Genomic DNA, 14,377 nt, shown 5'->3' on the forward strand with positions numbered 1-14,377 from the left:
CAGCCCGGCCGCGTTGGCGGCCACGGTCACGGCCCGGGTCGCCGCCACCACGCCGTCGCCCGGCAACGCCGTCGCGGGCGCCTTGTTGGTTGAGCGGCAACGTTTTTCGGCGTCCTCGACAACGCGGCACAGGTCACGCAGCGAAATGTCCGGATCGCCGAGGGTGACGACGACGCGGGACAGGGGGTGGTTCAGGCTGGCCGACGTGACCCCGGGGTGATCGCCCAGGCCGCCGAGCACGGCGCGGCCCAATTCGTCGTCATTCGCGTCTTCGAGGCCGCGCACCTCGATCCAGGCGCGCTGCTCGCCGCGCCAACAGCGCCGGCTCAGCGTTTCGGCGGGAAGGTCACCGGTGAGCGCCCTGGCGCCTTCGCGCAGCGGAATCGCCGCGATGTGAAGGGCCTCTTGTGCCAGTCCCGTGAGAGCCCGCAGCGGCGTCGATTTTGGTAGCGACGTGACAATGCTCAAGGGCTCCCCGGACGATTCTTAGTTGGTGCTGCGCAGCTCGGCGGCACCGGCGCGGCGCCCGGCCGCCTTCTTGGCGGCCGGCTTGGCGGCGGCCTTCTGTGGCGCCGCCTTCTTCGACGGCTCGGAGGGTACCGGCTTGAGGTTGGCCTTCGGCGCGGCGCCGTTCTGGGGCTTGCGATTCATCCTGTGCAACAGGAGCGCCCCGCCCCCGACGGCCAGCAGCACCGGCCACTCGACCAGGCCGGCCAACCCGATCGCGCCGAGCGCCAGCGCGGCCGCGGGCGTCGAGTGACTGCCGCTGTTGAGCCCGCGCTTGATGCCCTCGGCGGCTCCCGTGACACCGCCGACGACTCCGTTGACGGCGGCCCCGCCCACGGCTCCGGCGGCCGCCGTAGTCGCGTCCGCGGCGCGTCCCACCGTCTTGCCCACGTTGCGTACTGCCCCGCCGACGACACCCATGATCACTCCCTGGTAGCTCATCGCTCTCACTGGGAACCGCGTGGCAACCCGTATACCCGTTGAACGCGAGGTTAACAGCAACAACGAAATAGTTCTCTGCATCTATAGGGCGAAAGCCTGCCACGTTACAAACGCGCGTACAACGAGCAACTTCTTAAACCGGGCTCACATGGAGCTTAAAGCCGGCTCACATCGACCAGCACCGGCGCGTGATCGCTCGGGGCCTTGCCCTTGCGCTCGTCACGGGCGATCTGGGCGCCGGTGACGCGGCCGGCCAACGCCGGTGACGCGAGGATGAAATCGATGCGCATGCCCCGGTTCTTCGGGAACCGCAGCTGGGTGTAGTCCCAGTAGGTGTAGACGCCGGGGCCGGGGGTGAAAGGCCTTACCACGTCGGTGAATTGCGCGTCGACGATGGCGTCGAACGCGCGGCGCTCGGGCTCGGAGACGTGGGTCGCGCCGGCATAGTATTCGGTGCTCCACACGTCCTCGTCCGTCGGGGCGATGTTCCAGTCGCCGACCAGCGCGATCGGTGCCGCGGGATCGTCGCGCAGCCAGCCCGCCGCCGTATCCCGCAGCGCGGCAAGCCAATTCAGCTTGTAGGTGTAGTGCGGGTCGCCGACGGCGCGGCCGTTGGGCACGTACAGGCTCCACACCCGCACCCCGGCGCAGGTGGCGCCCAGCGCGCGGGCCTCCGCCGTGGCGGCCACCTCCGGCTTGGACGTCCAGGTGGGCTGGCCCTCGAAGCCGATCGTGACGTCGTCGAGGCCGACGCGTGAGGCGATGGCCACGCCGTTCCATTGGTTGAAGCCGACGTGTGCGACCTCGTAGCCCAGTTCGAAGAACGGCAGGGTGGGGAACTGGCCGTCGGCGCACTTGGTTTCCTGCATGGCGAGCACGTCGACGTCGGCGCGGGCCAGCCAGTCGAGGACGCGGTCGAGGCGCGTGCGAATCGAATTCACGTTCCAGGTGGCCAAGCGAATCGCGCCGTCGGGCATGGCTAGACGGTATCGATCGCCCGGATGTAGCGGCGGCGGTGGTGTAGCCGGAAGCCGAGTGCCGCGGCCAGGGCGAGGTTGGCGGCGTCGTCGTCGCCGACTTGCAGGCAGCCGCGGGCCGCCCCTTGGCCGGCGCCCCAGGCCAACAGCGTCTCGCACTCGGGAGGCGCCGGGCCGTCGGCGGCCAGGCACAGCCACCGGGTGCCGTCGGGCGCTTCGGTGACCGCGGCGCGCCAGCCCCCGTTGCGCCGTTGTCCCGGCGTGACGCCCGAGAGGTCGCGCACCAGGATCTGTTCGGTGCGTTCGCTCGCCACCCCGGTTGGGATCGGGAGCAAGCGGTCGGGGATGGCCAGCCGCGGTGTCAGGTGTCGCCGCCGATACCAGTCGACGATCGCCGGGACGGCGGTCATTTGGGCCGAGATATCAAGTGGTAAAGCCGAATTGGCGAAGGACCCGGGGCCGGTGCGCAGCAGCCAGCCGTCGACCCAGGCCTGTTCGGCGCCGGGCCACGCCGCGGCGGCCGCGTGCTCGACCGCCCGGATGTCGGAGGTGCGCACCGGCGCGTCGGTCAGCGCGCGGAGTGCGACGACGTCGGTGGGCGCGAACTGCACCACCGCGCCGGTTTTCGTCCGCACCCGCACCAGCGGATCGACGGCCAGCAGGTGTCCGACCGCGTCGGTCAGCGGCGGGACGGATCCGGCGGGGAGCCGATAGCGAACCGTCACCCGCGTTCCCAGGTCCGGCCACGAGACCATCAGTGACCGAACGGGTCCGGCCCCTCGCCGGGCAGCCACGACAGTCCCGGAACGCCCCAACCGTGCGACTTCACGGCGCGTTTCGCGGCGCGCGCGTGCCGGCCGATGAGGCGGTCCAGGTACAGGAAGCCGTCCAGGTGCCCGGTTTCGTGTTGCAGCATCCGCGCGAACAGGCCGGTGCCCTCGATGGCGATCGGGCTGCCGTCGGCGTCGAGCCCGGTCACCCGCGCCCACTTCGCCCGGCCGGTGGGGAACGACTCGCCCGGAACCGACAGGCAGCCCTCGTCGTCGTCGCCCGGGTCGGGCATGGTCTCGGGAATCTCGGAGGTCTCCAGGACCGGGTTGATGACGACGCCGCGCCGGCGGTCGGTCAGCCCGCGGTCCTCGGAGCAGTCGTAGACGAAGAGCCGCAGACCGTATCCGATCTGGTTGGCGGCGAGCCCGACGCCGTGCGCGGCGTCCATGGTGTCGTACATGGTGGCGATCAGCTCGGGCAGCTCGGGCGGCAGCGAACCGTCGGCGGCGACGGCCACCGGCGTCGTCGGGGCGTGCAGGACCGGGTCTCCGACGATGCGTATGGGTACGACTGCCATGATCGGTCAGCTTATTCGTGGGCCACTGCCGCGATGAGTGGAGCCGGGCAATCACAGCGAATCGGCCGACTCGCGGGTCTGGATTACGGCTTGAGGGTTCGCGGCGTGGTTCAATATTCGCGCGAAACATGCCCTTGAAACGCCTACGTAAGTCAAGTCATTCGAGCACGTTGAGAATCGCCGGAAGGTCCAGGGGAAGCGGATATGGACAGCGCCATGGCGCGGGCAAATCGATCGGGGGACGACGCTGAAATCGCCGATGGCCTCACCCGTCGCGAGCACGACATCCTGGCGTTCGAGCGCCAATGGTGGAAGTACGCCGGGGTGAAAGAGGACGCCATCAAGGAGCTGTTCTCGATGTCGGCGACGCGTTACTACCAGGTGCTCAACGCGCTGGTCGATCGGCCCGAGGCGCTCGCCGCCGACCCGATGCTGGTGAAGCGGCTGCGGCGGCTACGCGCCAGCCGGCAGAAGGCGCGGGCCGCGCGCCGCCTCGGCTTCGAGGTGACCTAACTCGCTACAGTGGGGCACGATGAAAGAGCGCGTGCCCGACTCCACGGGCCTTCCCCTTCGGGCCATGGTGATGGTGCTGTTGTTCCTGGGCGTCATCTTCCTGCTGCTCGGGTGGCAGGCGCTCAGTTCCTCCGGCAAGTCCGATGACGAGTCGGCCTCGGCGGCGTCCAGCGTCACCAGCACCACCACCTCGTCGGCCGCCACCAGCAGCGCCCCCGCGAACCAGGCCGAGGTGCACGTCTACAACATCTCGTCCAAAGAGGGTGTCGCCGCAAAGACCAAGGATCAGCTCACGTCCGCCGGGTTCAAGGTGACCGACGTCGGAAACCTGACGATCCCCGACGTCACGGCGACGACGGTGTATTACACCGACGCCGAGGGCGAGCACGCCACCGCGGACGCGGTGGGCCAGAAGCTGGGAGCGCCCGTCCAGCCGCGGATTCCGGCGCTCAAGGACCAGCCGCCCGGCGTCATCGTCCTGGTGACGGGCTGAGGGACGCTGCTCGGAGATTCGGGGGTGCTCGGGATAGGCTCTCGCTATGCCTAAGCACCGCAACGCCGCCGCCATGCCCGCCCTATTCGCGGTGGGTTGCGTCGCCTTGGTGGGCGCGTGCGCATCGCCCCAGCACGCCTCGTCGGTCCCCGGCACCACTCCGGCGGTGTGGACCGGGTCGAGCGCGTCGACGGCCAGCGCGGGCGCCGAGGGCGATCAGCAACAGCAGCCCGCGGGGCGCAGCATCATCACCCGGCTGAAGGGACCCGACGGGGTCGAGGTGGCGACCGCGAAGTTCGATTTCAGCAACGGCTACGCCACCATCACGATCGCGACGAGCGGCGCCGGCCACCTCGCGCCGGGGTTCCACGGCGTACACATCCACAAGGTCGGCAAGTGCGAGGCCAATTCGACGGCCCCGACCGGCGGCGCGCCCGGCGACTTCCTGTCCGCCGGCGGGCATTTCCAGGCGCCGGGGCATTCCGGGTCACCGGAGAGCGGCGACCTGACCTCGCTGCAGGTCCGCAAGGACGGGGTCGGGATGTTGGTGACGACCACCGACGCCTTCGCCATGGAGGATCTGCTGACCGGCGAGAAGACCGCGATCGTGATCCACGCGGGCGCCGACAATTTCGCCAACATCCCATCCGATCGCTACAACCAGACCAACGGAACGCCGGGCCCCGACCAGATGACGATGACGACCGGTGACGCCGGCAAGCGGGTGGCGTGCGGTGTCATCGGTGCCGGCTAGCAGGTCCCGCGCTCACATCGATTTCGCCCGCTCACCGCGGCCGACCATCGGCGTGGAATGGGAGTTCGCGCTCATCGACGCGCAGACCCGCGACCTGAGCAACGAAGCCCCCGCCGTGATCGCCGAGATCGGCCAAAACCCGCGCGTGCACAAGGAATTGCTGCGCAACACCGTCGAGGTGGTCAGCGGCATCTGTGAATGTGCCGCGGAGGCGATGCAGGACCTGCGCGACACCTTGGGCCCGGCCCGCAAGATCGTCCGCGACCGCGGCATGGAGCTGTTCTGCGCGGGTACCCACCCGTTCGCCAAGTGGTCCGCGCAGAAGCTCACCGACGCGCCGCGCTACGCCGAGCTGATCAAGCGCACCCAGTGGTGGGGCCGGCAGATGCTGATCTGGGGAGTGCATGTGCACGTGGGGATCTCGTCGGCCAACAAGGTGATGCCGATCATGACGTCGCTGCTCAACTACTACCCGCACCTGCTGGCGCTGTCGGCGTCGTCGCCGTGGTGGGCCGGGGAGGACACCGGGTACGCAAGCAATCGCGCGATGATGTTCCAGCAGCTGCCGACGGCCGGTTTGCCGTTCCACTTTCAGACCTGGGCCGAGTTCGAAGGCTTCGTCTACGACCAGAAGAAGACCGGCATCATCGACCACATGGACGAAATCCGTTGGGACATCAGGCCTTCGCCGCACCTGGGCACGCTCGAGGTGCGGGTGTGCGACGGCGTGCCCAACCTGCGCGAGCTCGGCGCGCTGGTCGCGTTGACGCACTGTCTGGTGGTGGACCTGGACCGCCGGCTGGACGCCGGCGACTCGTTGCCGATCATGCCGCCGTGGCACGTCCAGGAGAACAAGTGGCGCGCGGCGCGATACGGCCTGGACGCGGTGATCATCCTGGACGCCGAGAGCAACGAGCGGCTGGTGACCGAGGACCTCGACGACGTGCTGACCCGGCTGGAACCGATCGCGAAGTCGCTGCATTGCGCCGACGAACTGGCCGCGGTCTCCGACATTTGCCAAGGCGGGGCTTCATACCAGCGGCAGCGGCGGGTGGCCGAGGAGCACGACGGCGACCTGCGCGCGGTCGTCGACGCGCTGGTGGCCGAGCTGGACATTTAGCATCATGGCGGATCCCGAAACCCTTGAGCTGGCGATGTTTCCGCTGGAGTCGGCGCTGCTGCCCGACCAGGAGCTGCCGTTGCGCATCTTCGAGCCCCGGTACGGCGCGTTGGTGCGGCACTGCCTCGACCGCGACGAACCGTTCGGCGTCGTGCTGATCGCGCAGGGCCGCGAGGTGGGCGGCGGCGACGCGCGCTGTGACGTCGGGGTCCTGTCGCGCATCGACGAGCACGCCGACCTCGGCGCCGGCCGGTACGCGCTGCGCTGCCGGACCGGTGAGCGGATCCGGGTGCGCCAGTGGCTGCCCGACGACCCGTATCCGCGCGCGATCGTGACGCGCTGGCCCGACGAACCGGGCGACCCGGTGTCCGGCGCGCAGCTGCGCGACCTCGAGGATCGGGTGATCGCCCTGTTCGAACGGATCGCGGAGGCCCGCGACGCCCGGCTGCCGGGCCGCGAGGTGCTGCTGGGCTACCGGGAGGGCGACGCCGCCGACGCCGGACAACGCCTGCTCGCGTTGGCATCTCGCATCCCGATCGGCGCCGCCGACCGCTATGCCGTGCTGTCGGCGCCGTCGGCCGCCGATCGCTTCACCGCGCTCAGCGAGGCCGTGGACGCGCTTGCCGACATGGTGGAGTTCCAGCTGTCCGAGTAGGGGGCAAGGCGATGAGCGCCGACATGACGATCGACATCGACCAGGGCGTGGCGGTGCTGACGCTGAACCGCCCCGAACATCTCAACGCCTACACCGCCGAAATGGGCGCCCTGCTGAGCCGGGCCTATCGCGACTGCGACGCCGACGACGACGTCCGCGCCATCGTGTTGACCGGTGCGGGCAGGGCGTTTTGCGTCGGCGCGGATTTTTCGGGCAACATCTCGCCGTTCGACGCCCCGTCGGACCGCGACGCGTTCTCGGCGTCACCGATCGACCCGGCCGCCTTCGAGTTGCGCAAGCCGGTGATCGCCGCGCTCAACGGTCACGCGATCGGGATCGGCCTGACGATCGCGCTGCAGGCTGACATCCGCCTGGTCGCCGAGGACGCCAAATACGGTGTGGTGCAGGTGCGCCGGGGCGTGATACCCGACTGCATGTCGCACTGGACGCTGGCGCACCTGGCCACCCTGGGGGTGGCCGCCGAGGTGCTGCTCACCGGGCGCACCTTCACGGGCGCCGAGGCGGTGGCGCTGGGCGTCGCGAACCGGGCGCTGCCGTCCGAGCGGGTGCTCGAGTCCGCGGTGGAGATGGCCCGCGACATCGCGGCACACGTGGCGCCGATGTCCGCGGCGTTGTGCAAGCGGCTGCTGTGGGACAGCGCCGTCCACAACTACAGCCCGCGGCAGGTCGCGTCGCTGGAAACCCAGCTGCACCACCGCGTGATGGGCACCGCCGACGCCCGCGAGGGGGTCACCGCGTTCCTGGATCGGCGGCCGCCGCGGTTCAGCTCGCGGCTGTCGGCCGACTGGGCGCCGTTGCCGGAGCCGTGAGCGCGTCAGACGCTCAGCAATTCGGCTAGCGCGACACCGAGGTTGTGCAGGTTGGTCTCCAACGAATACGTCCGGTCAACCGTCCAGTTGAGGATGCCCCCGCACAGCGCGCCAACGAGTATGTCGGCCAACGTTTCTGCGTCGTGTCGCGGATTGACCTCTCCGCGTGCGACGCCCTCCTTGATCAGCTCGACGAAGGTGTCGTGCAGATTGAAACCACGCTGGATGCCGTAGCCGCTGGTGGCCATCATCTCCCCGATCAGCTCGCGGTACGTGTCGCCCGATCCGACCAGCGTGGTGGCGATGTCGTCGAACACGCCGGCCAGGCGCGCCGGGATGGGTTGATCGCCGCGGTCGAACACAACGTCGTGCAGGTTGAGCAGCCGCCGCTCCGCCAGCGCCCGGATCATGTCCTGACGGGTCGCGAAGTGGTTGAAGAACGTTCGATTGGCGACGTCGGCGCTCTCGCAGATTTCCTCGATGGTCGTGGCCGCACCGCCCTTCCGCAGGAACAGCTCGAAGGCGGCCGAGAGGATTTTGTCCCGCACCTCGAGCTTTCGCCGCTGGTGTCTGTTCACGTTCTGTCACACAACTTCTCGGAGAGGATCCACCAGTCCGCCGCGCGCTGTTCGTCGCGCGCGTGGGGCGCGACCGCGTCGCTGACCCCGCAGTCTTCCAGGTACAGCGCCCCCTTGTCCGCCAGGTCCGGGCTGACCGCGGCCCACACCTGGGTCGCCGCGCCCTGTCCGGGCGTGGCGAGCTCCAGCGAGCCGTCGCTCGGTTCGCCGCGGGCGGCGGCGCGCGCGGCGACCATCGTTCGCAGCTCGGAAAAGTCTGCGCGGGACATGTACCGCGCCAGGGAGGTGGCCACGGTGCCGGGGTGGACGGCGTAGGCGCGGATGCCAGACTCGCGGAGGCGTCGGTCCGCTTCGATCGCATGAAGGATGTTCGCCGTCTTGGACGCGCCGTAGGCGACGAACTTGTCGTACTGCCTGCTCTCCCAGTGGGGGTCGTCGAAGTCGACGTCGCCCATGACGTGGCCGCCGGAGGACAGGATGACGATTCGCGCGCCCTCGGCGGCGGCCAGTTGCGGCACCAGCAGCCGGGTGAGTTCGAAATGCCCGAAATGGTTTGTGCCGATCTGCGTTTCGAATCCGTCGCGGGTCCGGCCGAACGGCGTGAACATGACCCCGGCGTTGTTCATCAAGACGTCTATGACCGGCGCGATATCGCGGATGGCGCGCGCCGCCGCGCGGACACTGGCCACCGACGTGAGGTCGAGCTCCACCGCCGGGGTCCGGGCGTCGGGCACCTGGTTCGCTATCCACTGGGAAGTCTGCGCCAAGGCATCGCGGTTGCGGGCGGCCAGGACGACGTGCGCGCCGGCGGCGGCGAGCGCGCGCGCCGACTCGCGGCCCAACCCCGAGGACGCGCCGGTGACGACGCACGTCTTGCCCGACAGGTCGATTCCGTCGACGACCTGCATGGCCGTCGGGCGTTCCGTCATGCCGGTGCCAACCGCCACAGCGGAATGACCACGTCCGGGTCGCATTCCTCGTCGACGATCCATTTGCACATCCGCCGGATCGGCTCGAGGGCGTCCTGCGGCGCGGCGACCGCGACGCTGCAGGCGTAGCCCAGGCTGGTCAGCCGCTGCGCGCCGAACAGCGGCAACGTGTTTCGCAGCCGACGCTTGAGGGACTCCGGGTAGATGCCGATCGTCTGCGTATAGGAGTTCACCGCCGCCGTGACCTGGTCGATGTTGTCCACCGGGACGATGTTAGCCACCCGCCCGGACAGCATCGGCGAGTAGTCCACGGGCTGATCGAACTGCGAGACGACGATGGCGCCCTCGCGCCGCTCGCCGCCGATGACGCGGTAGAAATCGTCGGCCATGCGCGAGGACTCCAAGTGATCCAGCAGCTCGCGGCTCGGATACCGCGGCGGGGTGCTGACAACCGCGGGCAACGCCACCAGCTCGCGGTAGACCAATTCGCCGAACCGGTTGGCGTTGGCCAGCCCCTCGGCATCCGTCCCGCTGAGCACGTAGATGACCCGGGCGTTGGCGCAGCCTTCCTGGTTGGCGACGCCGATGTCTGTCGCGGCGCGGCGGGCCACCTCGCGCATGGTGTGTTCGTCGGTGAACGCCTCGCGTCCGATGATGGTGGCGCTGCGCTTCGGGTCGAGAGCGATGAGCTCCAAACCGGGCTGAATGTAACGGGTTACGTGCTTGACCGACGCCAATCCTCCCCACGCCACGATCTTTTCGATGTGATGCGGTTGGTAGAGGGCCTCTTCGACGGCCACGTCGCCGCCCTTCCAATACCCCACCGCCAGGTGCCGGGTGATCGGGTGATTCGGCGCGACGTCGGCCAGGGTGATCGCGATCGCGGTCAGCGGATCGTTGGACGGCGCCTTGACGATCACGTCGGACCGGGTGATCACCGAACGCAGGATCGTCACGGCCGAGACCAGCCCGCCGTTGCCCGCCGGGATGTGCAGGACGCGGGAGCCGAAGGCCCGCACGCGCAGTTCGCGGCCGTCGCGCAGTTTGTGCGGGACCCATCCGTTGAGGTAGTCCAGCCCGACCTGGCTGTCGGCGATTTCGGCGACGTTATCGCGGGAAAAGAGTGGCCGCAGAACGCGATAGCTGTTCTGCAGCATGTCCGCCGGCAACACGTTGGCCACCAGCGATGCTTCGTACGCCTCCTGCAGGTGGGCATTGGACTCGAAGTCAAGGGCGTCGCCCAGCGCCTGGAGCACGTCGAGGATCTCGTCGAAGCCGACCTCGTAGAGGTCGGTCATTTCCGCGGGGCTTTTGAGCGGGAGCTGCTCGACGTACTTGCGCATGTCAGGTGCCTGAAACTGCGCGGCACCGAGGCGGGTGTCGAAGCCAACGAGGTCGTCGGTGATGACCCGTCCGCGCAAGAACAGCGGGACGGTGTAGGCGATCACAGGTCCACGCCCTTCATGAAGTTGACCGCCTCGTCGTGCACCTCTTGTGTTGCGGCGCAGGTGATCCGGTCGTCTTCGATCTCATTCTTTTCGCTGTAGCGCATGATGTCCTTCTCGAACGCGACGCTCGCCTGCCCGCAGGGGCATCGCAGGTCCCAGTCGATCGTCACCTCGTCGCCGGAGATGACGCCGCCCCAGTGCGCGCGCAGCAGGATGTCGTAAACGGCCGCGCGGCCGGTCTGCACCCCGGTGCGGGGGAGCGGCTCGCTGGTGTCTGGATCGAGGACGAACGGGATGACCCAGGGTGCGACGTGATAGCGGCCCTCGCCGCAGCCCCAGTGAAACGTGCTCGACTCGGAGAAGCCGTAACCCACCTGGATCCGGTCGACCCCGAGGAAGTCCTTGATGACTTCCATGAAATCGTCAGGCAGCGCAACGCCTTTCATGCCGCCGCCCGTGAGAATCGCCGAGTCGGGCGCGAAAACATTGCGTACCCCGCGCTCCAGACCGGCCCTGGCGATGTCGTACATCAGGTGGAAGGTACTGGTCATGAACACCCGTTTGCCGTGCAGCTGTTCGGTAATGCGGGCGAAGAACGCCTCCATGTCCTGGGCCTGGCGCGCCTGCAAGGCGATGAACTCGTCCTTGCGGGCGGCAAGTGCGGGGTCGATCTCGAGCCGGTCGAGCTCGCCGCGGGACGCGGCCGCCCGCATCTTGGACGCCAGGAACATCAGGTCGGTGTCCACCGCGAAGGGATACAGGGCGTGGAATCTGCTTTCGTCGCCGCCGGTGAAGCCACGCTTGATCATGTTGGCGATGCGCAGATGACCGAGCTTGCCGTTGGCGAAGTTGGGCCACACCACGTCCACCACCGGGTTGAGTTCTGTTTCGGTGGGTTCTCGGCCGAAGGTTTGGAAAAGGCAGATCTTCCACAGCGCCATGCCCTCCCGGGCGCCGCGCTTGTCCTTGGGCAGGATCGAGATGGTGCCGGTGGTGCCGCTGGAGGTGATGACCTCAAGCGGGGTCTGCGCGTCGAGTCGGTCGATCCAGTCGTCGATCCCGGCGCAGCCCGCGGTGTCCACGCCGGACAGGTCGTAGCTGGTCAGCTTGTCCAGCCACTTGGTCATCAGGTCGAAGCGCTTCTTGTCGACAAGCGCGGCCGGGTAGGACTTGAAGGCTGTGTGCGAAAAGAACAGCGGCACAACGTCATTGAATTCGTCAAGCGCCGTGATGCCGAGCCGGTCGGCCAGTTTGCGCAGCATCTCGATGGAGTCGTAGTGCTCCCGGAAGCGGACGCCCATCGCCTGGCGTTGCAACTCTTCCAGCTCGGGGCGCCCGATGCTGTGCATTCGGGTGTAGGACTGGCCGAAGAACCCGATCGGGTCGTTCATGAATTGGTCGACCGCTTGGGCGGTGGTTCCGGTGGCTGTCACCCGATCACGTTAACGCGAAGATGCAGTTATAAGCAAGATTGCAGATTACTGCAAAATCTAGCTCGATGCCAGCTGCGGCTGACCGGCGGGGGCGGCCTCCCGCGGCTCGGCCGCTGCGTGCCCGTTTCGGATGGCGAGGCCGCCGACGGCGGCGCCGACGAAGAACAGCGCCGCGCTGACGACCATGAGCCGGGCGAAGCTGGCGTCGGTGAGCCTGTTGGCCGTGATCACTCCCACGCAGGCCACCGCGATCAGCGCGGAGGTACGCCCCGTCGCGTTCTGGATCGCGGCGGCGATTCCGCTGTGCGCGGACTTGACGGCGGACAAATTGACCACGGTCAGCGGGGTGACGGCAAGGACCATGCCGACGGCCAGCACGATCCGGCCCGGCAACACGTCGGTGAGGGCGTGCAATCCGTGGGCGGTGGGGCGAATGAGCAGCAGCCCGAGCCCGGCCAGCGCGGGACCCGCCATCAGGAAGATGCGCGGTCCGATCCAGGCGGCCATGCCGCCGACGCCGCGGGCGAACAGCAACGACATGATCGGGCTGGGCAGCGTGATCAGGCCCGAGGCGGTGGCCGAATACCCCGCGACCTCCTGCAGGTACAGCGCGATCGCCAACGAACCCATCGTGATGCCGCCGTAGACGAACGCGGTGACCAGGTTGGCCCCGGCGAAGTTGCGGGCGGCGAACAGGCTCAGCGGCACCATCGGGTGGGGCGTGCGGCGCTGCCACGCCACGAACGCCAGCAGTGCCGCGATGCCCACCGCCAGCGCCGCCCTGACCAGTGCGTCGGCCCAGCCCCGCCGGCCCTGTTCGATCAGCGCGTACACCGTGGCGGCCAGCCCGACCGCTGACAGTGCGGCGCCGACGAGGTCGAGGGGCGCGCGTCCGGACGGTCCGGGAATCCCGCGCAGCCAGTACGTCAACGCAAAACCGACGGCCACGGGGACCGCGGACAAGACGTAGATCCAGCGCCAGCCCAGAAAGTCCACGGCCAGCCCGCCGAGCAGCGGCCCCACCGCGAAGGCGGTTCCGGTCCAGGCCGTCCACGATCCGATCGCGGCGGGCCGGTCGGCGGGCTCGAACGTCGAGTTGATCAGGGCCAGCGAGCCCGGCACCAGAAACGCGCCGCCCAATCCCTGGACGAGGCGCCCGGCGATCAGCATCGACGGGGTGCCCGCGGTCGCCGCCATCACCGAGCCGACCCCGAAAGCCGCCAGCGCGAAGCGCATCACCCGGATCCGCCCGAACAGGTCGGAGATGGCACCGCCGGGCAGGACCATGGCCGCCACGGCCAGCAGGTAGCCGTCCACCACCCACTGTTGGGTGCACATGCCCCCGCCGACGTCGCGTCCCATGGCCGGCAGGGCCAGGTTCACGACGGTGCCATCGAGGAACACGACCGCCGAGACCATGATCGCCACCGTCATGACCCGCGCCGTCGGGGCGACATCAGGGAACTTCACGAAACCGGTCCTGCTCTTCTCGGTGAGGTTGTCGGATGCCTGTTTGTAGGCATCCGGGTTACACCAAGTCGGACGAACGAACGCGCCAAACGGTTCAGGTGTGTGCCGCAACGCGTTTCACTAGCCCCGGCGCCACGGCCCGGTGCAGCGGGCCGACCGCGGCCCACACCGCTCGTGCGGCGAGGCGGTTGTAATGCACGCCGGTGATGAGCATCACCCGGCCGTCCCGGCGCCGCAGCGTCAACCGGCCGCGGATGAGCGGCCCGCCCGACGTCAGCACGATCTCCTCGCGATCCGAACGCGTGATCGGCCAGCCGATGATGTGGTCCGGCGAAGAGTACGGGCCCAGGCGAAGTCTCAGCACGTGGCGGTGGATCCACAGCACGAGGTTCCCGCCAGCTCCCGGCCTGCGGCCCACCGCGTCGCGGAGCGTCTCTTCGGCGGTGCGTGAATCGCCTTGCGGGATAGGGGCCTCGAACACGTCGGCATAGTCGGCCTCGGTCCCGCCGAGCGCCGCCGCCGCAACGCGTTTCAGCACGCTGCGCACCACGATTCGGTGTGCGCCCGTTCCGATGACGAGCGCGCGATAGGCCTTGCCGTGGATGCCGGGGAAGGCCGCCCAGGTCGCGGAGCGCACCCGGGTGCCGGGTGCCACGTCGTCCAACTCGAACACCCACCGGTAGATCGCGAACGGGTGGCGGCCCTTGAGCGCGAACAGCTCCGGGCGCCGCGCCTCGTCCAAAACGAAGCCCGTCGGCACGGTCGACGGGTCGAGCGGGTCGCGGCACATCACCCGCAGCAGCGCCGACCACGTGTCGGCGCGATTCGCGGGCACGGTTATGGCATGCTCATCAATATAGGGTAATCGTTCCATATAGAAG

At 68.7% G+C, this 14,377-nt stretch carries 16 protein-coding genes and 1 pseudogene; 6 read left to right on the plus strand and 11 right to left on the minus strand.

What is annotated here, in order from left to right:
* The 5 genes and pseudogenes from N415_RS11765 to N415_RS11785 form a co-directional block, all read right to left on the minus strand.
* Nucleotides 1–468 (minus strand): annotated as a pseudogene (locus tag N415_RS11765) (heavy-metal-associated domain-containing protein); the annotation flags it as partial.
* A gap of 18 nt (nt 469–486) precedes the next feature.
* On the minus strand, nt 487–927 hold the full coding sequence (locus N415_RS11770) for a hypothetical protein (RefSeq protein WP_068181663.1): 441 nt from the start codon (nt 925–927) through the stop codon (nt 487–489).
* 176 nt (nt 928–1,103) lie between these two features.
* Entirely contained in the window at nt 1,104–1,910 is an 807-nt protein-coding gene (locus tag N415_RS11775; protein WP_193376440.1) for an exodeoxyribonuclease III, read from the minus strand.
* A gap of 17 nt (nt 1,911–1,927) precedes the next feature.
* Nucleotides 1,928–2,680: a GCN5 family acetyltransferase gene (locus N415_RS11780; RefSeq protein WP_068181372.1), complete on the minus strand. Its 753-nt coding sequence runs from the start codon at nt 2,678–2,680 to the stop codon at nt 1,928–1,930.
* Nucleotides 2,680–3,273, minus strand: a complete 594-nt coding sequence (locus tag N415_RS11785; RefSeq protein ID WP_068181375.1) for a peptide deformylase — start codon at nt 3,271–3,273, stop codon at nt 2,680–2,682. Before N415_RS11785 ends, N415_RS11780 begins: the two co-directional genes overlap by 1 nt.
* 204 nt (nt 3,274–3,477) lie before the next feature.
* Here N415_RS11785 and N415_RS11790 point away from each other — a divergent pair, with 204 nt between their 5' ends.
* From N415_RS11790 to N415_RS11815, 6 genes are read left to right on the plus strand one after another with little or no spacing between them, the layout of a single operon-like run.
* A complete protein-coding gene (locus tag N415_RS11790) occupies nt 3,478–3,786 on the plus strand; it encodes a DUF3263 domain-containing protein (RefSeq protein WP_066931013.1) in 309 nt (102 codons plus the stop codon).
* A 19-nt stretch (nt 3,787–3,805) separates the two neighbouring features.
* Entirely contained in the window at nt 3,806–4,279 is a 474-nt protein-coding gene (locus tag N415_RS11795; RefSeq protein WP_068111424.1) for a LytR C-terminal domain-containing protein, read from the plus strand.
* Between the two features lie 46 nt (nt 4,280–4,325).
* Entirely contained in the window at nt 4,326–5,033 is a 708-nt protein-coding gene (locus N415_RS11800; protein ID WP_068181378.1) for a superoxide dismutase family protein, read from the plus strand.
* Nucleotides 5,023–6,153: a glutamate--cysteine ligase gene (locus N415_RS11805; protein WP_081665202.1), complete on the plus strand. Its 1,131-nt coding sequence runs from the start codon at nt 5,023–5,025 to the stop codon at nt 6,151–6,153. Before N415_RS11800 ends, N415_RS11805 begins: the two co-directional genes overlap by 11 nt.
* 4 nt (nt 6,154–6,157) lie before the next feature.
* Nucleotides 6,158–6,808 carry an LON peptidase substrate-binding domain-containing protein gene (locus N415_RS11810; protein ID WP_068181383.1) on the plus strand — a complete coding sequence of 217 codons (651 nt, stop codon included), beginning with the start codon at nt 6,158–6,160 and terminating at the stop codon, nt 6,806–6,808.
* A gap of 11 nt (nt 6,809–6,819) precedes the next feature.
* Entirely contained in the window at nt 6,820–7,638 is an 819-nt protein-coding gene (locus tag N415_RS11815) for an enoyl-CoA hydratase-related protein (protein WP_068181387.1), read from the plus strand.
* 5 nt (nt 7,639–7,643) lie between these two features.
* On the opposite strand, the gene N415_RS11820 is transcribed toward N415_RS11815, so the two are convergent.
* The 6 genes from N415_RS11820 to N415_RS11845 form a co-directional block, all read right to left on the minus strand.
* Entirely contained in the window at nt 7,644–8,216 is a 573-nt protein-coding gene (locus N415_RS11820; RefSeq protein ID WP_068181390.1) for a TetR/AcrR family transcriptional regulator, read from the minus strand.
* On the minus strand, nt 8,213–9,145 hold the full coding sequence (locus N415_RS11825) for an SDR family NAD(P)-dependent oxidoreductase (protein WP_068181668.1): 933 nt from the start codon (nt 9,143–9,145) through the stop codon (nt 8,213–8,215). Before N415_RS11825 ends, N415_RS11820 begins: the two co-directional genes overlap by 4 nt.
* On the minus strand, nt 9,142–10,593 hold the full coding sequence (locus tag N415_RS11830; RefSeq protein WP_081665203.1) for an acyl-CoA reductase: 1,452 nt from the start codon (nt 10,591–10,593) through the stop codon (nt 9,142–9,144). Before N415_RS11830 ends, N415_RS11825 begins: the two co-directional genes overlap by 4 nt.
* Nucleotides 10,590–12,026, minus strand: a complete 1,437-nt coding sequence (locus tag N415_RS11835) for a hypothetical protein (RefSeq protein WP_081665204.1) — start codon at nt 12,024–12,026, stop codon at nt 10,590–10,592. The genes N415_RS11830 and N415_RS11835 overlap by 4 nt, the downstream gene beginning before the upstream one ends.
* A 57-nt stretch (nt 12,027–12,083) precedes the next feature.
* A complete protein-coding gene (locus N415_RS11840; RefSeq protein ID WP_239645509.1) occupies nt 12,084–13,496 on the minus strand; it encodes an MFS transporter in 1,413 nt (470 codons plus the stop codon).
* Nucleotides 13,497–13,590: 94 nt separating this feature from the next.
* The gene (locus N415_RS11845) at nt 13,591–14,370 is read right to left on the minus strand and encodes a DUF2867 domain-containing protein (RefSeq protein WP_068181397.1); all 780 of its coding nucleotides are present in this window, start codon (nt 14,368–14,370) and stop codon (nt 13,591–13,593) included.
* Between the last annotated feature and the right edge of the window lie 7 nt (nt 14,371–14,377).

It is taken from the genome of Mycobacterium sp. UM_CSW (genome assembly GCF_000455205.1).
In the GTDB taxonomy this organism is placed as follows: domain Bacteria; phylum Actinomycetota; class Actinomycetes; order Mycobacteriales; family Mycobacteriaceae; genus Mycobacterium.

What these genes read in the sequence shown, in the direction of transcription:
- N415_RS11790 (WP_066931013.1), top strand. Translation starts at nt 3,478, where the DNA reads ATGGACAGCGCCATGGCGCGGGCAAATCGATCGGGGGACGACGCTGAA.
- N415_RS11780 (WP_068181372.1), bottom strand. Translation starts at nt 2,680, where the DNA reads ATGGTCTCGTGGCCGGACCTGGGAACGCGGGTGACGGTTCGCTATCGG.
- N415_RS11810 (WP_068181383.1), top strand. Translation starts at nt 6,158, where the DNA reads ATGGCGGATCCCGAAACCCTTGAGCTGGCGATGTTTCCGCTGGAGTCG.
- N415_RS11825 (WP_068181668.1), bottom strand. Translation starts at nt 9,145, where the DNA reads ATGACGGAACGCCCGACGGCCATGCAGGTCGTCGACGGAATCGACCTG.
- N415_RS11800 (WP_068181378.1), top strand. Translation starts at nt 4,326, where the DNA reads ATGCCTAAGCACCGCAACGCCGCCGCCATGCCCGCCCTATTCGCGGTG.
- N415_RS11785 (WP_068181375.1), bottom strand. Translation starts at nt 3,273, where the DNA reads ATGGCAGTCGTACCCATACGCATCGTCGGAGACCCGGTCCTGCACGCC.
- N415_RS11815 (WP_068181387.1), top strand. Translation starts at nt 6,820, where the DNA reads ATGAGCGCCGACATGACGATCGACATCGACCAGGGCGTGGCGGTGCTG.
- N415_RS11770 (WP_068181663.1), bottom strand. Translation starts at nt 927, where the DNA reads ATGGGTGTCGTCGGCGGGGCAGTACGCAACGTGGGCAAGACGGTGGGA.
- N415_RS11795 (WP_068111424.1), top strand. Translation starts at nt 3,806, where the DNA reads ATGAAAGAGCGCGTGCCCGACTCCACGGGCCTTCCCCTTCGGGCCATG.
- N415_RS11845 (WP_068181397.1), bottom strand. Translation starts at nt 14,370, where the DNA reads ATGGAACGATTACCCTATATTGATGAGCATGCCATAACCGTGCCCGCG.